Here is a 20575-nt window from a genome sequence, read left to right as displayed (position 1 = left end):
TCAGAGATGTGTATAAGAGACAGGTTCTCGCTTGACTGCGTCGACGTTGGCGGGTGCTACTGCCCCCTTCTCGAACCGGTCGATGTCGTTGACGTAGACGTAGCTCGGATCGTGGGCGAAGGCGATCGTGTCCCCGAAGTCGACATCGTACAGCCCGTGGTCGCCCGGCACCTGTTCGGCGACCCCGTCGACCAGTCCCTTGGGAAGCGACTGGATGAACCGCTTCTCGTCGATGCCGACGCGTTTCAACGTTCCGAGGACGTTCGACTTCGTCACGCCGAGCTGGGCCAGCGAACTTCCGGCCGCGTTGCGCTCTTTCCGGGAGAGAAAGCCCTCCTGCTCCAAAATCGCGTTCAGGTGGACGAACTTCGAGATCGGGCCGAACCCGTGATCCGAGGCGACAAAGAGGTTGGCATCGCGTTCGTCGACGTACTCGAGGACCTCGGCGAGGATATCGTCGAGCTGTTTGTAGTGTTCGAGGATGACGTCTTCCTTCCAGATGAGATGCTGGAGGCGGTCTGGCGCGGTGAACACGAAGAAGAACAGCCGCCAGTCGTCGGTTTCCATGAGCCGGTCCATGAGGGTACGTCGCGCGGCGACCAGCGAGTTCAGGTCCACCTGGAATCGGTCCTCTTCGCCGGCGTAATCGTACCAGTTGAGGCCGATCCGGTAGTCGGGGATCGCCGTAGTGATTTCCTCTGCGAAGCCGTCGGGGTGGGCGAACCGCTCGTTGGGCGACGGCGAGATCATTCCGGCGACCATCCGGCCGTCGATCTCGCTTGCGGGATAGGTCATCGGGACGTTGCCGACGACTGCCGGCGAGAACAGGTCCCACACGGCCGGCCGTTCGCGGTCGACGCTCGTGTTCATTTCCTGTGTGTAGTCGGCCTCGAGTCGCTGGAAGCCGTAGATACCGTGATTGTCCGGCCTAGAACCGGTCGCGATCGTCGGCCAGGCCGTGGGGGTCGTCGGCGGCGTCGTGCTCTCGAGGGGTGTGGCGACGCCGTCGTCGCGGAGCCGCCGGAACGCGGGGAGTTCACCGTCGTCGATCCAGTCGCGAAGGAGGGTCCAGGGGACGCCGTCGATACCGAGAACGAACGCACGGTCTGTGTCGCTGACTCGAGTCATAGAGGTGGATTCGTTCGGCACCCCATCGAGAGCCCTGATTGTTATGACCGAGGTTACCGGCCACAGTAACGGAGTAACCGTCAGGAACGAGGGTGCTACGCTCGTTTGTGTGGCCGTTCGGTAGCGTTCCGACAGGGGGACTCGAGGAGTCGGCGCTCGATCAGGGTCCCGAGCGACTCGAGGACAAGGTCGATGTCGCGGCTATCGATTGATCGCGTCGGCAGCGACCGGCTCGTCGTCGCCGCCCGGATCGGACTGTCCCACGCCGGCGTCGAGGTCACGCTCGGAGCCGACAGCGAGCCGGCGGTCGTCCGCCACGGAGCGCTCGGCGGCGGCATCTCCAGTCTCCGCGAGTGCATCGCGTGCGACCGCTGCCATCGTCTCGACTCGCAGCTCCGTTTCGCGTCTGCACTCGTCGAGGTACTCGAGGACGCGCCGGAGGCGACGGACGTTGCGGGCGCTCGTGAGTTCGTTGGGATGCAACCAGAGGTGACAGACCGCATCGTCGTCGGCCGCGACTGCTGCGTCGATCCCGCGTTTCGCCTTTCGGAGAACCGGATCGCCCGCGATCGGTTCGACGAGCGTGCGGGCTGGCCCCTCGAAAGAGAACAATCCCAGCGAGCCGGGTACGTCGACGAGCCCGCGATCGTCGACGGTCGGCTCGACCAGCGGCGGGGGCGACCGCCCCGCGGAGTAACTTGCGAACTTGCCGATGGGGCGGACCCACGGCCACGAGTCGTACCACCGGTTCGGTTCCGTACCGCGATAACAGCGGAAGTCGTACTCCGCCAGGACATCTCGGTGACCGACGACGTTGCGGGGAAAAACGAACGACTCGAGGGAAACCCCTCGCTCGCGTGCGGCCGCGAGACTGGCCTCGAGCTCCGCTTCGACGACCTCGCGGTCGGTCCCGTCGCGGTCGAACAGGACGTGAGAAAACGAGTGGCAGGCGATCTCGTGGTCGGCTGTCGCGTCCTCGATCCGGTCGATCAGACCCGGACCGAACCAGCGGGCGTTCTCGGACGCCGGACCGCCCGGATCGCGATCGAACCAGCCACAGTCGGCCGCGGGATGGTTCAGGTGGCAGCCGTCGCAGTCCTCGAGAAAGAGGTGGCCGACGACTCCCCAGGTCGCGGGAACGTCGTACGCGTCGAGCCACTCGAGTAGCCGACGCCAGCCGCGACGGGCACCGTCTATCCGTCGTTGAGGCGGGTTCTCGAGATCGTGGAACCCCCAGGCGAGCTCGGCGTCGATCGAGATCACTACCCGACCCATTTCGGCGTCCCTCGTCGCTCTCGTCGAACTGACCGGACGGCTCCCGCGGCTGGTCGTCGTCGGACCGCCGTCACGGCTCGGTTCGTGTTCGAAATCATCGGTGTCTCCTGCGTGCGCTCGTTCCAGTCGGGCGCGGGGTGCTATCTCGTGTTACCGAAATAGAATTCTTAAGTATGTTACCCTGTTGCACGCTTTCGAAATTAGGGCCAAAAACCAGATGATGTTGCAGGTTTCTCTGAACAGGGTTGGCTACTAATGCCCACATCCGGGTACCAAGCATCAACTAATTTTGCACATGCAACGGGCTATATGTCTACGGTTACGCCCGGGAGAACAGGTATGGGACTCCTACCGAGCGACACCGGAAACCGTGACGGAGTGCCGGAACGGGAACCGGGCCGCCGATCCGGCCGCCACGAGGCGGTATCCGGTTGTTAACTAACGTTCAGAATCCGATACTGGTGAGCATGATCGACGGTGATGCGGGATTTCGACGGCCTCGAGCGGAGGGACCGGACCGTCACGGCCGGGGCGACAGACTGATCGAGCGGACCGGCGAGATGGCCATCGGACACTGCCGGCTCGGATCGATCCTCGAGGGGGATTTCTGCCAGTCGAAGGCCCCGATGGCGGGTGGTCTCGATGGCTAGGGCCGACGACGGCCTGGGAGGGACGGACGCGGAGTCGGTGACCGTCACCGACGAGTGGGCCGAGACGTCGGTCGCGGTGCCGGCGATCACGGCACCCAGTACGCTGGCGTGCTTCCGGTCGTTCGGCCGGAAAGAGGGGCTCGACGTCCGAACGATCGCGCTCGCGGATCGCGACGGCATCCCCGCGACCCGCTCGAAGTACTGCGACGAGTCTATCCCCGTCCCTTCCCCACACGAGAACCTGCTTGCCTACAAGGACGCGCTGTTGTCGGTCGCGATGCGACCCGACTTGAAAACGATAATCCCCGTCCGAGACGTCGACGTCTACGTCCTCGCGAAGTACAAAGACGAGTTCGACCAGTACGTAAGTACGCCGTGGCCCGATCTCGAGACGCTTGCAGCCACACAGGACCGGGTGCGACTGTTCGACGCAGCAGAGGCGGCCGGGGTTCCCGTTCCCGAAACTGCGCTGCTCGACTCGAGCGGCCCGGACTGGGACTGGAACCGCAAGTGGATCGTCAAGGCGCGGTACTCGATCCTCGTCGACGAGTACGTCGATCGGTACACCCCTGCCGAGTTCCTCGACCCGCCCAAGACCGAGTATCTCCCACGGGGGAGCGAGCCCGACATCGATCGGCTCAGACGCGAGATGGATCACGTCCCGTTGCTCCAGGAGTACGTCCCGACGACCGAGGAGTACGGCTTCTTCGCGCTGTACGATCACGGAGAGCCGGTCGCGACCTTCCAGCACCGACAGCTACGGGGGTACAGCTACGCCGGTGGCGCGAGTTCGTTCCGCGAATCGGTTCGCATCCCGGCCCTCGAGGAAGCGGGCCGTGACCTGCTCGATCACCTCGAGTGGCACGGGCTTGCGATGGTCGAGTTCCTGCGGGACGACGAGACGGGCGAGTTCAAACTGATGGAGATCAACCCGCGGTTCTGGTCGTCGCTACCGTTTTCGGTACAGGCGGGCGCGGACTTCCCGTACTACTACTGGCAGCTGGCAAACGGCGACCGTGACCGGATCGAACACGCCTACGAGGCGGGGATGGCCGGACACCTCCTGCGGGGGGAGCTTCTCTACCTGCGGTCGATCCTGTCCGAGGACGTGGACCTCGCCGAGAAGCCGTCGTTCACGTCTGCGGTCGCCGAGATCGCCCGTTCGATGGTCGAACACCCGCGGTTCGACTGTGCGAGCGTCGACGACGTGCGTCCGTTCCTGTGGGATATGCGGGAGGCGTACAACCACTACAACGGGCAACTCTGACCGGAGACCGTCGAAAAGAGCAACGGAGAGTGATCCGAACCAGCGGTGTCAGTCGTCGACGTCGTACTCGAGGTGGACTTCGGCGTCACCGACCAGTCGGAAGTCGGTGATGTCGCCGTCGAAGCGGTAGGCGTCGCGCCAGTTGGCGACGATCCCGCGGACCGTCGTCCCCTCGATCTCGGTTTCGTCGTCGATCGTCGCGCCCATGTACTCGGCGGGCTCGACGGTCCCGTCGATCGTGAACGAGTAGGTGGTCGGGCCGCTGGCTTCGGTCCCATCGAACAGCAGGACGTGCGGGAGGTCACCGGACGAGTCGTCGTCTCCGTCTTCGTTTTCGTTCTGGTCTTCGTCGTCTTCCGGTTCGTCCTCGCCACCGTCCCACGAGCCGACGCCCTCGAGGTCGGCGGGATCGAACTCGTAGCCGTTGACGATCGCCGTCACGTCCGAGTCGGCCGACACGCTGTCGATGCGGCCGTCGACGTAGAAGTCGTCGCGGTAGCCGCCGAGGTAGCCCTCGATGACGAACTCGTCGCCGTCACGCGTTACTGTATCCCGATACGGATCGTCGGAATTCGTGTTGGCGTCGTCGCCGGGTTCCGCATCGCCGCGACCGACGAACTCGTACTCGGAGACGCCCCCGGAGCCCCCCTCGAGAACGAGGTGGGTAGCGCCGTCGTCTTCCCAGGCGTCTTCGATCGTTGGGTCGTCGTCACCGTCGTCCGGTTCTTCTTCGGGTTCGTCGTCACCGTCGTCACCCTCGTCGGGTTCCGACGGCGGGTTCGGGTCACCGTCTCCCGACTCACCGGCCGCGGCCTCTTCGGGCGACCGAGGCGCGGATTCCGGCGGTTCCGTTCGCGGGGTCCCTTGGGAGCTACCGACGATACGATCGTTTCGAGTTGCCGTGTTCGTCGTCTCGAATCGGCAGTTCTCGAGTCGGACGGTCGAGGAGGTGTTCCAGGCTCGAGCGCCGGCGCGAACGTCGTGGATGCGACCGCCGGACATGTCGGAGTCGCGGACATCGGTTTCGTTGAAGTAGCCCCAGAAGTTGCGGTCGTTGTTGACCATCACGCAGTTTTCGACCGAGGAGCCGTCGGTCCCGATTCGGAACCCGCCGGCGTTACAGTCGGCCGCGTATGAGTTCGTGATTCGGACGACGCCGTCGTTACCCGTGTTCGGGTGACGTGGCGGGTTGCCTGGGGAAGAAGCGTACACCGCGTTGTCGGGCATGTCCTGAATGTTCACGCTGTCGATCTCGATCGTGCCAGCATGCAGTGCCGCCACGAAGATTCCGGTCGGTCCGTTAGGATAGGTGTTCCCGCGAGCGCCGTCGCCCAGGTAGACGTTCTCGATACGAGACGTGCTATTCGGATCGGGGACGGCCATGATCAGCGGCGAGGTCTGGCTCGTGTTGTCCCACTGGCCACGAACACCGACGTTCCGGATCGTAATGTCGTTGCCGACGGCGTGGATGTTGTACTCCGCGCCGCGTGCCGAGATATCGATCAGGACGTTCTCTAACGTGTCGCCGTCGTTGAGCCGGATACTGTGGGTGCCCCCGGCGGGGACTTCGACCACGTCGTAATCACTGCTGGCTGCGGCCGAGCCCACCGCGGCGACCGTCGTCGCCGCGGCCGTGCCGGCCATCGTCAGGTAGGATCGTCGGCCGAGTAGGGGGTCGTTACCCCCGTTATCGGTCGTTCCAGGGTCTGTTCCGTGTGGTTCGTCGTCATCCAGTTCCGTCGGATCGCGTGCCATGCGTCCGATTTACTGAATTATAACTTTATAAGTTTTCCCTTCCTGAGTGTCTGTGTTTCGCGTATATAATTGTATTCGTGAGTGTTTGTTCAGGTAATAGTGACTGTAGTGTCGAAGTTACTTTCAGGAAGGAGAGAACGGGCCACCGACAGCGACCGAGCTGGAGCGTCCCACCCTATCGTAGCCTCTGCAGTCAGCGTCCGTGCTTGCCAGACGGAGCGGCGATCAGTGTGCAAACCGTTGCAGTTGTTACTATAGTGCTATCGAGGGACAGTACCAGCGCGTCCGAGCAGTTCGGACCGAGACGAAACCCGGCTTCGAAGTGGCTTCCCGTACCGACCATCGGCGGTCGTTCGGTTGGCCAGCAGGAACCGACGCGAAGACGGCCTCATACGGTTTACTATCGTCAGTTCCGCTACAATCGCGACTCGAAACGGTTGCACCGGTAAATCGTCACACCGATCCGTATCAGTTCGGGGACTTCGAGTCGCCGATCTCGCCCGCCTCCGTCTTCCTCTCGGGAATCCAGCGACGGACCACTGGGACATCGATCCCGGTCGTATCCTCGAGGAGATCGAGGACGACGATGTCGTTGGCCTCGAGACCGCCGGCGACCGCGACGATGACCAGTGAGGCGAGCCCGGCCACCACGAGGAATGGAACCAGCGTGACGAGAGAGATCGTGACGACGCTCGAGGCGGCGACCCCGAGGGGGAGCAAGACGACCGGAAGCGAGACGTAACAGCGCGAGGCCGACGGTGAGAACGGAGTGATGCCGTACTTGGCCGCCAAGAATCCGCAAATGATGAGATGGAGAGTTACGAGCGAGGTGACCGACGCGATGCTCGCACCGACGAACCCGTACTGTGGGATGAGAACGAGGTTGACCGCGATATTGAGGACGAGTGCGGTCGCATTGCCGATGGCGATCCAGGTCGTCGCACCGAGTGCCGAGAGTGTCTCTCGGTCGCGGCCGGCGGCGGCGCTGAGGAAGAAGCCGACCGCGAGCAACGGCAACACTCGGGCTGCTTCGGCGTAATCGGGGCCGAAGACGAGCGCGATCACGTCTTCCGGGAAGACGACGAGTAACAGGAACGCGGGGAACGTAACGACGTAGACCCACTTCGTCGTCGTCGCGTAGATATCGTCGACGGCATCGCGTTCGCCCTCGGCGTCGAGACGCGACGCGATCGGGAGATAGAGAAAGCCAAAGGCCGAGAGAACGACGAGCAACCCGCCCGCGAGCGGGTACGCCGCGTCGTACATACCGACTTCGTAGGATGTCCGGAAGTATCCAAGCATCAGCGTATCGGTGCGGGTAAGCAGGATGCTCACCACGGTCGAAACGACGAGCGGCGCGGAAAATCGGAGGAGTTCGGGAACGTGCGTTCGGAACTCGCCGACTAACGGCATGAGCCGGGCCAGAAAGTAGTGGGCGACGAGCAGGGTAATAACGGCCGCCAGGAGGTACGCAATCCCTGCGGCGACGATGCCGACGCCGGCGAGCAACAGGGCGGCGATCAGTCCGATCCGTAGTCCCGGATCGAGCAGATCGCGAGCGATCGTCCGGTAGACGGTGTTCTCGTAACCACGGATACCCGCGACGGCGATCCGGAAGGCGGCGACGAACGGTAGCGCGACGGCGAGCAACCGGACGAACGTCACCGCCTCGGCCGTCTCGAACAGGTGGCTCGCGATCGACTCCGCGAAGTGGAACATCCCCGTCGCGATCGCGAACGAAAGCGGCATCGCGACGAGCAACCCGCTTATCCAGACGCCACGCCTGTCCTCGGTCGCATCGTACCGCGGAATGAACCGGGAGACGCCCTGGGTACACCCAGCGAGCGCGACCGTCACCGAGACGGTCAACAGCGCGAGGCCGACGCTGACCTCGCCGTAGGCGTCCGGCGAGAGCAGCCGGCCGATCACGACTCGCTCCGCTAACTGCGCGGCGGAGCCGACGATCCCGCCAACCATCACGATCGCCGCACTCGAGAGCAACGCGGAGAGTTCACGCGCCTGGTCGGCCATCAGAGGTAGCCGAGGTCCTCGAGTCGTTCGGTCACCTCGCCGTCGTCGGCGGTCGGATCGGCGACGGTACGACCGTGGGAAACGTCACCGTAGTCGCGGCGGCGGACATCGTGCCCGAGCAATCCGCCGGGAACGGTGCCGGTCATCGTCGCGGGAACGGGACGCCCGAGCAGTCCCATCGTGATCGGGGCGACATCGCTCAGCGAGAAGCGGTCGGGCGCTGCGTCGCCGTCGGCGAAGCCGGGTCCAGCACCGATGAACGCGCCGTCGAGCTTGTGATTGTGGGCGTCGACGCTCACGAACCGCCGTCCGTAGAGCGAACTCGAGACGAGGTGGTTCATGTCGGTCGGCAGGAAACAGATGTCGGGGGCCCGCTCGACGTGTGGGCCGTCGTACAACTGCTCTCGCCGGCAGACGTACTCGAAGACGGGCTCGCCGTCGGGGGTCTCGAGGTCGGAGAGAATCCCGACGAGGTCGTCCCGCGTCGACTCGTATGCCGACTGGGGGACGACCCCGTTGGGTTCCCGGCCGGCGAGGTTGATCCGGACGCCCATTCGGGTCCCGTCGGCACAGTAGGCCCGAGAGTTGCGCCAGTCGACGCTCTCGGTGGCGGCGGATTTGACGGCATCCGGTGCGAGCCGGAGTAGCGTCGACTCGAGGCCGACCCGTTCCGCGGCCGCGTAGACGTCCGCGGGTTCGACGCCGACGCGGGCGGCGAGTCGCTGACCCATACGGACGGTGTTCTCGAGTAGGTCGGTGGCGGTACCGTCGGCGTCGGCTGTGTCGTCGGCAGGGCTCGAGGAAGATTCAGCTCCGCCGCTGCCGTCGCCCGCTACGAGCGATGCCTTCTCGGTCCCGATGGTCGGTCGATCCGTCTCGTCGGTCGTCTCTACGAACCCGTGCTCCCGGAGCACTTCGTTGACGTGGACGTTGTAGCCGGTGACCGGTCCGATCCCGTGATCGGAACAGACGACGACGTTGATCTCGTCGTCGACCGCCTCGAGGACGTCACCGACCAACCGGTCGGCGGCCCGGTAAATCCGCCGGAATCGCTCGTCGCGCTCGAAATTGTGGAAGACGGCGTCGGTCTTCTGAACCTGTACCACCGCCAGTTCCCACTCTTCTCGGGTGAGAAGCTCCACGGCCGCACGCCGCCGCTGGTCGATCAACTCGAGGTAGCCGTCGAACTTCTCCGCGCTGTCGTCGCTGACTTCGGCGCGCGAGTAGATACTGTACTCCTCGCCGATCGCGTCCGAGAGCTCGTCACGAATGCCCGCCGGGTGACCCGGCTCGTCCTCGACAGCGAGATAGCCCGGCACGAGCGTCCCCTCGATCCGGTCTGCAGGATGAGTCACCGGGACGTTCAGCACGACCGAGCGGTCGCCGTCGCTGGAGAGGTAGTCCCAGAGCGTCGGCGCGTCGACGTCGGTTCGGGAGACGAGTCGTGCGTCGTCGGGGTAGCCGTCGTAGGCGAAAAAGCCGTAGACGCCGTGGTGGCTCGGGTCGGTGCCGGTGTACATCGATGGCCAGGCACTGCCCGTCCACGGGGGGTGTGTCGACTCGAGACGCGCCTCGTGACCGCGTTCTCGTAGTCGCTGGAGGTTCGGCGTCGCGTCGGCGAATTCGTTCAGATAGCGAAAATCGAGCGCGTCGAGTCCGATAACGACCGTCTTCATCGGTCGTCCCACCTCGACTGGAGCGGTGGTTCTGGGCCCGACGGTACGAGTCGAGCCAGTTTCGAGGGGGTTACGTCACCGTCGCTATCGCCGTCACCGTCGCTATCGTCGTATCCGTGGAGCCTGCGAGCCGTGTCGTTCGACCGATTCATTACCTCGAGCAACCGTCCTCGCGGGCTTTGTTATCGCGCGGTTTCGCGGCGGTAGTCGTTCCACAACGCCGGGAGAACGCTCGACCGTCGTATCCGACTCATCCGATCAGTGACATATAGTGACAACTGCAACGATCTGCACACTGACCGCCGCTCCGTCTGGCGCTTCGGTACGCACTGACTTGCAGTGGCGATTATAGGACAGATGCGAGGGTCGAGCGAGGTCAGGCTTCCTCGTCCTCCCCGTCGATCCAGTACAGGTCGAACTCGCCGTTCGATTGGACTCGATCGACACCCGGCTGGGTCGCGACCGAGTCGAGTTCACTCTCCGTAACCCGTAGCTCCTGGTAGGCCACCGTCTCCCGCTCGTAGTCGGTCTCGGTGAGGACGAGGTATCGACTCTCGTCGTACTGGCTCGCGAGGTCGCCGCCGAGGCCGGTCTCAGGTGGACCCTCGTGGAGTCGCATCCGCTCTTCGTTGCCGTTGATCGCGTCGTCGTACCGGTTCGGCCCGTTCCGGAGCCCGACCAGCGGCACGTCCTCGAGGCGTTCGTCGAATGCCGTTTCGTATCCGCTCATTTTCGTATCGCTGACGTGTGGGGATGCGTTGTACGTGTACGGCGAGGGGAAGACCGCAACGAGCGAGAGGATAAGCAACAGTGCGAACCCCACGGCGAACAGCGGCCGCCCCCCCGGCAGGCGACCCCTCGAACGGGGGCTACTGGAGTTGGAGAGCCAGGTGTAGATGCCGAACAGGGCGATCGACCCGAGGAACGTGACGAACACCATCATCAGCCCGAACACGCGAAAGTGCATCGTCGAACCGGGAGCGACGAAGTAGATCAGAAACAGCGGCCCCAGGCCGAGCACCGCGATCGTGAAGTACGTCGTCTCGGGTCGAACGCGCCGAAGGAGGTCGGACCGCGACGCGACGATCCCGACCGCCAGCGCGACAGCGAGTACAGTAAACACCAGCTGTGCCAGGAAGAGCTTGACGAAAATCTCGCCCAGGCTGCCGCCGATCGCCGACAGCGACGCGCCCTGGGCAGCCATCGCGTCCGCGCCGCCTCTGCCCTCGAGAAGGAATTCGACCGCGGAGCCCAGGAAGTACTGGATCATCCCGCCGAAGAAACCGTGGTTCGACGTCCAGACGAGGAAGAGCCCGATCAGCAACGCCGTGTGCCCGTACACGGTCGTCTGTCCGGCCACCCGGCCGTCGCTGGCGAGCCGGCGGGCGAAATGCTGGACGACGCCGATCCCGGCGAGCACGACGATCAGGTGCGCGACCAGCTGGGGGTGGTAGACGACCGTCGCCGTCGCGGCGAGTCCGAGGAGTGCGCCGGTCGCCGTCACGGCTGCAGTCGTCCCCTCGGTCCGGACGTACCGCGTCAGCAGGTAGAAAAACAGCGCCGAAAACATGACTGCCTGGGACATCGCGTGGGCCGACAGGTACATCGAAATCGTCGTGATCGGCAACAGGAGGAACGCGGAGAACGCGGCGACGACGGTCCCACGACGATCCGAGACGACGGTACCGACACACAGCGGCACGAACACACAGTACACGAGCACCGCGAGCAACACGACGTAGAGCAACGATCGTGTCACCGGCGTCCCGAGCGTCGCGTCGACCAGCGCCGTCGTCGTATGGATGCCGGGGTAGTAGAGTTCGAACGGAGCCATCGTCCCGTCGCTGATCGCCCGCGCCCAGCCGAGGTGGGTCAGCGCGTCGTGGTGCCCGTAGAACCGGTACCCCCGGAGGATCGGGAGGCCAGCGAAGACAGCCATCGAGAGCCCGCCGAGCAGGAGGGCGACGGGCCTGGTTCGACTACGCCCGTCGGGGCCGCGGCTCCCTGCGGGCGGGACGAACGCGACAGTCAGCGCGATCGCCATCGCGAGGAGGAGCCCAGCCCACACGAGCGCCGGGGTCGCAGTGAACGGAGAGAGTTCGTACCCCGTCGCGGGAGCCGAGCGAGCCAGGAGGGCACTGCCGGCGAGTACGAGAAACCCGATCGCGAGCGCGAACTTCCTGAACGGTTCTGCGTCGGCGGCGGAGTGGGGAGACATTCGAACTGCTCTCCGGTTTTCCCGTTCCAGCCCTTGTTATTCCCCGCCTTCCGACAGTGTGGAGCGGAATACCGTCTCCGTCGGCGACGGGTTTCCGCAGGGCTCGACGATCGGCCGTCGAACGTTTCTACCTCTCGAAAACGGGTCGGGACACGGCGCTCGAGCCGATTGAAGTCCGACGACCGCTCGAGTTGGGTGTCCGCCCGAGTGGGTCGGAGCGAAGACTCGCGTTCGTGTGGATTCGGTCAGGAAAACTCCGTGGCGCGGTCGTGGCGACTGTCGACGCGATTCGATGCGATCCGACACAGAACTCGAAACGCGGGGCCGAAGCCTGTTCGTGCCAAACGACAGTAGCAACGGCCGGTACTCGTCACTCGTCGCCTCACTCGTCGCTCCTTTCCCGGCTCGTCGCCTCACCCATCACTCCTCTCCCGGTGTGTCCTCGATTTCGGTCCAGAAGTGTGCGTAGCGGTAGGCGTCGTCGGTAGCTGGTTCGTCGGGGACCGCACCGTCGCCGTCGAACAGCATGACGACGATCCGGACCTCGCCGGCGTCTGCTTCGGGCGTCACCTCGAGGTCGCCGTGAGCGGTCGCACCGTCGCCGACGCTGTACTCGAGTTGCTGGAGATCAGTACGCTCGAGGACGGTGCCGCTCTCGTCGACCCACTGTTCCTGGACGACGGCGGTGTACTCCATCGCCTCGCCTTCCTGGTTTTCGACGGTGGCGACGAACGAGAGCGGGTCGCCAGGATCGACCTCGTCGGGAAGGTCCCCGACGACGTACTCGCCGTCTTCGGCGTCCGTATGCAGCCGCAGATCGGTGTACTGCTCGCCGCTTTGCGGGACCGCGAGCCCGTAGGCGACGGTCGTGAGCGCGAGGAGGACGCTGATGACGAGGACGACGTTGACCGCCGTCGTCACGGGCGAACTGGTCCCAAAGATGGCCGCACGGAGACGACCGAGCTTTCGCTCGAGTCCGAAACTGTACCGTTCTCGGGGGGTGACGCGAACCCGCCGTACCGCGGCGAGGAGCGTTACCAGCAGCGCGAACCCCGCGACAGTCCCGACGACGGTCGTCGTCGAGAGCTCCCAGGAGAGAGCCGTGAGTCCGAGCCCGAGCAGCGGCACGACCGCGAAACTTAGGCCGAATGCCAGGGCGGCCCGTTCCACGTCGCTGATGGCCTGTGTCTGGCCGACGAGCCAGGGTGACGCCTCTTCGTCCAAGTCGACTCCTCGAGCGCGCGGAAACAACAGCGAGACGACGGCGTACCCCGGCGCGAGGAACAGCAGCGGGACCCCGACCGCGGCGCGGACGACGGGCGAGGAGACCTCGAGGACCGCCAGGAGGGCGGCCGCCGCGAGGACGAACCCGGCCGTGACGACCAGATCCGTCGGCACGCCGGTGAGCGGTCCGGTCTCTCGCCCGACGCCGAGCGGTCGGACGGTTCGAAGCAGACGTTTCTTCATCTATCGACGCCTCGAGTGGTTCGACCATTGTTACTGGTCGCATAACCGACTGTCAGGGATCGAGGACCGTTCGTAGCGGCGATGTGCCGTCGGTGGCCATACGTCCACTCGAGTGGCCGATGAGGTCGGTATCGCGGTGTCGGTGAGGCGTTACCGCCGGTACTGACACGGACACGGACACGGACACGGACACGGACACGGATGCTGGCACTGACACCGACACTGACACGGATGTCGATACTGTCCCCACAAGAGTATCCCCCACGAACGCTCTTTTCGGGGCCGAAACCGGGCGCTTACAAAGTGCGTTCGTCTCGAGGTCCCGGGTATGATCCGGAACCGACGAGCGCGACGAGCGCGACGAGCGCGACGAGCGCGACGAGCGAACGGAACGACGGTGGGGCCGCTCGGAGACGGAATCGACATCGAAGCCGACGCAGTAGACGACGGGTGGACCCGATGAGCGTCGACGTTCGGCTCGCCACGGACGACGACCTCGAGCGCTGGAACCGCTACGTCGAGCGCTCGCCACAGGGACGGCTCTGGCACGAACTTGAGGCGCTCGAGGCGCAGGCCGATTACGCCGACGCGACCCTGCACCCGTTGATCGGGTTCAAGGGTCAGGAGGCGGTCGGACTCTTCCCTGTCTTCGAGATCGACAAGCGGTTCGTTACCACCGTCTTCTCGCCGCCGCCGCACCTCCGGGTGCCGTACCTCGGTCCGGCGTTTCTGAACATGGGGAAGCTGAAACAGCGCAAACGCGAACGACGGCGGCTGGCGTTCGTCGACGACTGCATGGAGTGGGTCCGGTCGGAACTGAACCCGAAGTACGGCCACGTCCGGACCGCGACCGGATTCACGGACGCCCGGCCCCTCGAGTGGAACGAGTACGACGCCTCGCCGGAGTACACCTACGTCGTCGACCTCACACGGGATCGGGAAGACCTCCTGCTGTCCTTTAGCAGCGACGCCCGGAGCAACGTCCGGAACGCGGACGAGGACGTCTTCGAGGTCACCGCCGGCGGCCCCGAAGAGATCGAGTTGATTATGGCACAGGTCCGCAACCGCTACGAATCCCAGGGCATCGACTTTCGGGTCCCCGACGAGTTCGTGCTGGACCTCCACGAACGGGTGACAGGCGGTGCGATTCGACCCTATACGTTGCGGGTCGACGGCGAATTCGTCGGCGGCATTCTGGCCGTCGAGTACGGCGACACCACGGGCCGGTGGCTCGGCGGCGTCCGGACCGACGCCGAGCTCGATCTCCCGACGAACGACCTGCTGGACTGGGCAATCATGGAAGACGGCCTCGAGCGCGGGCTCGCGGGCTACGACCTTGTCGGGGCCGACAACCGCCGAATCAACCGCTACAAGGCGAAGTTCAACCCGGAGTTGCGGACCTACTACAGTCTCGAGTACGGCAGTTGGGGGATGCGACAGGCTGCATCGCTGTACGATTCGGTGAAGTGATTACCAGCGGGCCGCGATTCCGCGCCGAAGTTCGTGCCCGGCGACAGCCAGCACGGAGGCGACGAGGGCGACCAGATAGTACATCGTCGTAAGCGAGACGACGAACACGGCGGCCGTCCCGACGATCCCGAGCGGTTCTACTACCTGGTAGAACGCCATTCCGAACAGCGGATCGAGGACGAGAATCGAGAACAGCGACGCCGGCAGGTAGACGACGGCAAACCAGCTCGTCCGGACGGCCTCGAAGACGATTCCGCCGTCGATCCCGGCGGTGGCGAAGACGTATCCGAGGGCCCACGTTCCGAGCGCGAGCGTCCAGAAGACGGCGACGACCGCGAGAACGAGCCGATTGATAACGATGCGTCGGACGCCCCGACCGATACCGAGGAGGACGCTCGGACTGGCAGGTCCGAGGCTGTCAGCGGTGACCATAGTGGAACTCGAGCGGCCACGAACGTAATGACAGCGCCCGTCCGTTTCGCGAGAGTGGTCACTCCCTGTCGCCGTCCGACTTCCGGTCAGTCGACGACGTGATTCGCGGCCGTTCGATATCGGTCGTAAACGTCCTGTCCCGCGTCCCGAATGCGCTCGTCGTCGGTTTCGAACGTCGCCTGCAGGATTCCGTCCTCGTAGGCTCCGAGAACGACCCGTTCGTCACACTCGAGCAGTCCGAACGAGACGTCGTCGTGGACCGCGAGCGAGATGTCTCCGAGCGTCGCGGCGACCCGGACACCCCCGCGGAGCTTCGAGCAGAAGGAGTCGTAGGCGTCGGCGTCGACGACGGCCTCGACCGTCGCACCGTCGCGAACGCAAGCGACGAGGGGTCGAACGTACAGCGGCGACGCGATCGGCGCGAGTACCCTGACCCGTCGTGTCCCCTCGAGGACGTCGATCACGTGTGACACTGGGGCGTGTGGGTCCGCGGACCGACGGCACGTCGTCGTCCCATCCGCGCTCGCGATTTCGGACGCAGTGAGACCGATCTCTTCCGTCGGAAACGCCTCGAGGAAGGTCGCGAACTCGTGGCCCCGTTCCAGGCGTTCGAGGAGAGAAAAGACGTCGTCGGCGACCAGTTCGGCATAGGTCGTCGCGCGGTACGTTCGTCCCTCGCTGATTGCCAACTGTTGCTCGTCGAGGGCCGAGAGCGATCGAGAGACGGTTCGTCGGGACGCGTCGACGTGTGGTTCGAGGTCGGACGCGGTCGCAGGCCCACGTTCGAGCAGGGACTCGAGGACGCAAAGTCGAACGGGCGACCGCGTCAACGTCGCGAGCGTTTCGAGTCCGGGCACGGTCTCCTCGTCGCCGCTCGTCGTCACTGTTTGACACGATTGCGAGCCGAACGTATAAGTGTCCCGTCTACTCCCGTGAGTCGTAACGCCGTCCTACCGGCGGTCAGATCGGACGGTACCTGTGGACCCACTGCGGACGGAGAGCTGTTGTACTCGAGTTCGGCCAGGAGCACGTGACGGCGAGCGGTCCGAACGGCCGTCGTATCGCCGAGGATGTCGCCGAGTCGCTGGTTGTTGTCGGTCAGAAGACCGGGCACGATCGCGACGAGTCCCGGGAACGCCGCCGCGCCGCCGATGAGTGTCGTGACGTTTCTGATGGCGGCACCGGCACCGGCACCAGAACCGGAACACTCCCGGCCGTCGTGTAGACGGCGCGAATCCCGAGCAGCAGCTCGCCCGGCGTCTGTCCCCACTTCCCTTCGAAACCCGCGTAGTAGGCGATTAGACCAAAGACTCCCGAGCCTCCCGATTCCGTCCCCGGCGGCAGGCGATCCTCCCGCCGAGAACAGGAGTAGCATCGATAGCAGGACCGCGAGGAGAACGATGAGCGAGACGATGTCGTCGACGAACCAGGCTGCGTGTCGTAACCGCGACCATCGGGAACCATCCAGATTGCGTCCACTCGGCCGCCCCATCGAGCCCCAAACTGTCCGAAGCGACGGGCAGAAAGCAACGGATTCGGCGCGTAACAGCGTCCATAACCAAGTTCACACCTCGAGGAACACCTGGCAATGGACTCTTCGCTTCGAACGCTGCTCGTCGGCGTCGACGCAGCCTGCGAACGGGTACTCGAGCCGCTCGTCGCCGACGGCGAGGTGCCGACCCTCGAGTCGCTCATCGAGGCTCCCGACGCCGCGAGCGGTCCCCTCGAGTCACAGATCCCGCCGTGGACGGCGAGCGCGTGGCCCTCGATGTATACGGGGAAGAACCCCGGAAAACACGGCGTCTACGGGTTCCTCTCGTTCGACGGCTACGACTGGGACGTGGTCAACGCGACGGATGTCCGCGAGCGTGCGCTGTGGGAACTGCTCTCCGACCGCGGGCTGACGAGCGTCGTCGTCAACGTCCCGGTGACACATCCGCCCCGCGAGTTCGACGGGGCGTTGATCCCGGGCTACACTGCGCCGGAAGACCCCGACTGCCACCCCGACGGACTGCTCGCGGAGGTACGCGAGGAGATCGGCGAGTATCGCGTCTACCCCGCCGAGGACGGCGATCGCGCCGAGACCTACAGCGACTGTGCCCGCATGCGTGGCGAGGCGTTTCGCTACCTCGCCGACCGGTACGATCCCGACTTCGGTTTCCTCGAGTTTCAGGTGACGGACTCGATCTTCCACAAGGAACCCGGCAACGACGACGCGATCCGGGCGATCTACCGCGAGGTCGACCGGCAGGTGGCCCGGATTCTCGAGGTACACGATCCGGACAACGTCGTCCTCGCCAGCGACCACGGGATGGGGCCGTACGACGGCCACGAGTTTCGCGTCAACGAGTTCCTCCGGGCCGAGGGGCTCGTCGAGACCGAACGCGGCGGCCGCGGGATGCCGACCTGGGCGACGGTACGGGACGACTCGCTCAAGGAGGGCGACGAGGACACCGACGCCGCCCCCGGGTTCGGCGAACGCGCCATGGCGACGGCCGCCCGTGCAGGGCTGACAAGCCAGCGCATCGGGGCCGTTCTGCGGCGACTCGGTCTCGCGAACTTCGTCGCCCGCCACGCCCCGACCGGCGTCGTCAACGCTGGCGCGACACAGGTCGACTTCGCGTCCTCGCGGGCGTACGTTCGCTCACGGATCGAACTCGGCGTCCGGATCAACCTCGAGGGTCGAGAACCCGACGGCGTCGTCCCACAGGCGGAGTACGAAGCCGTCCGAACGCGGATCATCGACGCGCTCCGGTCGGTGGAGACGCCGGCGGGGGAGCGGGTCTTCGAAACCGTTCGGCCACGGGAAGAGTTCTTCCACGGCCCCGAGACCGAAGACGCCGTCGACGTGGTGGCGATCCCCGCCGAGTTCGACCACTTCCTCTCGGCGACGTTGCGTGACGAGCAGTTCGGCCCGCCCGCCGAACCCTGGAACCACAAACTCGAGGGGATCGTCGCCGCGAAAGGCACGGCCGTCGACGGAACGGCCGGTATCGGGAGCGCCCACCTGTTCGATGTCGCGCCGACCGTGCTGGCGACGCTGGACGTGCCGGTCGACGACCGCATGGACGGGTCGCCGCTCCCGTGTGTGGACTCGCCGGGCAGCCGTAGCTACCCGCGGCTCGCGGACGATCGCTCGGCGGCGACGGCCGACGACACGGTCGAGGACCGGCTCGCGGATCTGGGCTATCTCGAGTGACGCGGTCGCGAGCGAAACACAGATTTACGGCGGTGTACCAGTAAGTACCGGACGAATGCGAACGAACCGCTGCGTTCGAGTCGTCTCTACGGACGGGGTGAGACTCGGGTGACCGATTCAGTTTCCGATCCCGACCCCGATCCCGATCCCGAACCCGCAAGCGACCGCGCCGCATCCATCGACGTCGCGATCGGCGACGCCATCGACGCCTACCTGCAGCGCAAGGCCGTCGCCGACTCCGACGGGACGGGGGTCGGTGCCTACGCGGCGAACGCCGAGTCGGTGCTCCGGCGGTTCGCCGACTGGCTCGAGCGCGAACACGCGCTCACGGCGATCCGCGCCCTCGAGGCCCGACACATGCGGTCCTACGCCGCGGAACTGCAAGCGCGGGCCGAGGAGGGAACCTACACGGCCTCGACCGCACACACGTACTACGCGGTCGTCCGGGCGTTTCTCTCCTGGTGTGTCCGCGGCGGAATTCTCGAGGAGAATCCGGCGACGGATGCCGATGCGGCGGCGACGCTGCCCGAGTCGGACTCCGGGTCCGGGGTCGACGACGACCCTCCTCACTGGACCGCCGTCTCGAGGCGACGACTCGAGCGATACGTACGGGAGCGAGCACTCGAGACCGATGTCGATCCCGACGAGCGTCGAACCCGGCTGCGCGAGTACGCGATGGTGGCACTGCTTGCCCACTCGCCGGTCCGCGGGGCGGAGCTGTTCCGCGTGCCGGAGGACGATCGTCGGACCGGCGCGACCTGGGACGACGTCGATTTCTATGCCGGCACGATTCGCGTGCTCGGCCGGACTCAGCGACGCGAGGAGGTGACGTTGTTGGCCCCTGCCCGCACCCCGCTTCGGCGGTACGGAGTCGTCCTCGACCCGCCATCGAACGACTGGCCGCTGTTTCCGACCCGCCACGCGCCGTCGGTCGCCCGCCGAGTCCGGGCGGTGCTCCGGGAGCGGGGCCACGACGAGGCGACGATCGAGGCCCTCTTCGAGGAGGCGACGGCGACCGAACTGGCTCGCGAGCGATCGATCGCGCCGCCGGCGATCACGACCGAAGGGGCGCGATCGGTACTCAAACGCCTGTGTCGCGACGCGGGTCTCGAGGTCGACGGCGACTACCTGACGCCGCGTGGCGTCAGAGACGACGGCGCGGGCGACGACCGCTACCGCCGCGAGGCGACCCCTTCGAGTCCGGCGTTGCGGACCTCGATTACGGAACGAGCGATCGTCGTCTCGGCATCTCGAGACGGTCCCGGATCGATCGTCGACGTTCCGGCCCGTGTGGTTCCCAGCGAGGAACACGCTGGAGAAGGTGCACCCGGGCCAGGACACGATTCTGTGTCCGTGTCCGGGCCTGAGTCCGGGCCTGAGTCCGGGTCGGAGTCTAAACCTGAATCCGAATCCGAATCCGAATCCGAATCTGATCCTGGCCCATAACGTCTCGCCGCTCTCGAGTCGGTGTGGATATCACAACCATGTGGTATTACCCGACACCATCTCACGCTACCCCACGCTACGCCACATCACACCCGCTACTCGAACGATCGCACCAGATGCTTGAACGTCTCCGCCTCGAGCGGCTTCTCGACGCGGGCATCGACCTCCACTTCGACGTCGTCGAGTTTGAGGTCGGCACCCTGCTGCGAGCCGGAGAGCACGATTACGGGTGCACAGCGGGCTTTCTCGTCGAGCTCGATCAGCACTTCTTCGCCGTCCATCCGCGGCAGATGGAGATCGAGGAGGATGACGTCCGGTCGTGGTGCGTCGGTGTACTCGTCCGATCTGGTGAGAAAGTCGATGGCATCCGACCCATCGGTAACGACGTGAATCGTCGGGTCCAGGTCACCGCCCGTCAACATCTCTTCGGCGAGTCTGATGTCCCCCGGATTGTCTTCCACCAGGAGTATTTCTTCGACACATTTCGGGGAGACCATTATCTCTCCGGTGGGGAGCGGCGGGTTTAAGCGTTCTCTCAGTTCACGATGCAAGTCTTCTCCC

14 protein-coding genes are annotated in these 20575 nt (G+C 65.2%); 5 read left to right on the top strand and 9 right to left on the bottom strand.

The annotated features are described in order from the left end of the window. Window positions 1-1329 precede the first annotated feature (1329 nt). On the bottom strand, window positions 1330-2403 hold the full coding sequence (locus tag C446_RS08970) for a polysaccharide deacetylase family protein (protein WP_006672769.1): 1074 nt from the start codon (window positions 2401-2403) through the stop codon (window positions 1330-1332). A 461-nt stretch (window positions 2404-2864) separates the two neighbouring features. Here C446_RS08970 and C446_RS08965 point away from each other — a divergent pair, with 461 nt between their 5' ends. Together C446_RS08965 and C446_RS08960 are read left to right on the top strand one after the other, a co-directional pair. After that, a complete protein-coding gene (locus C446_RS08965; protein ID WP_152419410.1) occupies window positions 2865-3053 on the top strand; it encodes a hypothetical protein in 189 nt (62 codons plus the stop codon). Next, on the top strand, window positions 3046-4320 hold the full coding sequence (locus tag C446_RS08960) for a carboxylate--amine ligase (RefSeq protein ID WP_160162964.1): 1275 nt from the start codon (window positions 3046-3048) through the stop codon (window positions 4318-4320). Before C446_RS08965 ends, C446_RS08960 begins: the two co-directional genes overlap by 8 nt. A gap of 48 nt (window positions 4321-4368) precedes the next feature. On the opposite strand, the gene C446_RS08955 is transcribed toward C446_RS08960, so the two are convergent. From C446_RS08955 to C446_RS08935, 5 genes are all read right to left on the bottom strand, one after another. Further along, entirely contained in the window at window positions 4369-6075 is a 1707-nt protein-coding gene (locus tag C446_RS08955) for a right-handed parallel beta-helix repeat-containing protein (protein WP_006672766.1), read from the bottom strand. Window positions 6076-6543: 468 nt separating this feature from the next. Then, entirely contained in the window at window positions 6544-8106 is a 1563-nt protein-coding gene (locus tag C446_RS08950) for an oligosaccharide flippase family protein (RefSeq protein ID WP_006672765.1), read from the bottom strand. Further along, window positions 8106-9782 carry an alkaline phosphatase family protein gene (locus tag C446_RS08945; protein WP_006672764.1) on the bottom strand — a complete coding sequence of 559 codons (1677 nt, stop codon included), beginning with the start codon at window positions 9780-9782 and terminating at the stop codon, window positions 8106-8108. The genes C446_RS08950 and C446_RS08945 overlap by 1 nt, the downstream gene beginning before the upstream one ends. 376 nt (window positions 9783-10158) lie before the next feature. Beyond that, window positions 10159-12000, bottom strand: coding sequence for a DUF6541 family protein (locus C446_RS08940; protein ID WP_006672763.1), 1842 nt, complete (start codon window positions 11998-12000; stop codon window positions 10159-10161). Window positions 12001-12420: 420 nt separating this feature from the next. Continuing rightward, complete coding sequence (locus tag C446_RS08935) at window positions 12421-13467, bottom strand: DUF1616 domain-containing protein (RefSeq protein ID WP_006672762.1); 1047 nt, start codon at window positions 13465-13467, stop codon at window positions 12421-12423. Between the two features lie 459 nt (window positions 13468-13926). Here C446_RS08935 and C446_RS08930 point away from each other — a divergent pair, with 459 nt between their 5' ends. Then, window positions 13927-14937, top strand: a complete 1011-nt coding sequence (locus C446_RS08930) for a lipid II:glycine glycyltransferase FemX (RefSeq protein WP_006672761.1) — start codon at window positions 13927-13929, stop codon at window positions 14935-14937. Here C446_RS08930 and C446_RS08925 read toward each other — a convergent pair whose 3' ends face one another. Both C446_RS08925 and C446_RS08920 read right to left on the bottom strand, forming a co-directional pair. Then, a complete protein-coding gene (locus C446_RS08925; RefSeq protein WP_006672760.1) occupies window positions 14938-15369 on the bottom strand; it encodes a hypothetical protein in 432 nt (143 codons plus the stop codon). Between the two features lie 86 nt (window positions 15370-15455). Beyond that, window positions 15456-16253, bottom strand: a complete 798-nt coding sequence (locus tag C446_RS08920; RefSeq protein ID WP_006672759.1) for a helix-turn-helix transcriptional regulator — start codon at window positions 16251-16253, stop codon at window positions 15456-15458. Between the two features lie 704 nt (window positions 16254-16957). Here C446_RS08920 and C446_RS08910 point away from each other — a divergent pair. Together C446_RS08910 and C446_RS08905 are read left to right on the top strand one after the other, a co-directional pair. Further along, on the top strand, window positions 16958-18568 hold the full coding sequence (locus tag C446_RS08910) for an alkaline phosphatase family protein (RefSeq protein ID WP_006672757.1): 1611 nt from the start codon (window positions 16958-16960) through the stop codon (window positions 18566-18568). Window positions 18569-18745: 177 nt separating this feature from the next. Next, complete coding sequence (locus tag C446_RS08905; RefSeq protein ID WP_152419411.1) at window positions 18746-20014, top strand: tyrosine-type recombinase/integrase; 1269 nt, start codon at window positions 18746-18748, stop codon at window positions 20012-20014. 95 nt (window positions 20015-20109) lie between these two features. Here C446_RS08905 and C446_RS08900 read toward each other — a convergent pair whose 3' ends face one another. Beyond that, window positions 20110-20511, bottom strand: coding sequence for a response regulator (locus C446_RS08900; protein WP_049920120.1), 402 nt, complete (start codon window positions 20509-20511; stop codon window positions 20110-20112). Window positions 20512-20575: the final 64 nt, after the last annotated feature.

Source organism: Halobiforma nitratireducens JCM 10879, assembly GCF_000337895.1.
Taxonomy (GTDB): domain Archaea; phylum Halobacteriota; class Halobacteria; order Halobacteriales; family Natrialbaceae; genus Natronobacterium; species Natronobacterium nitratireducens.
The sequence above is the reverse complement of the archived record's forward strand: the minus strand, read 5'-3'. Positions and strand labels throughout refer to the sequence as shown.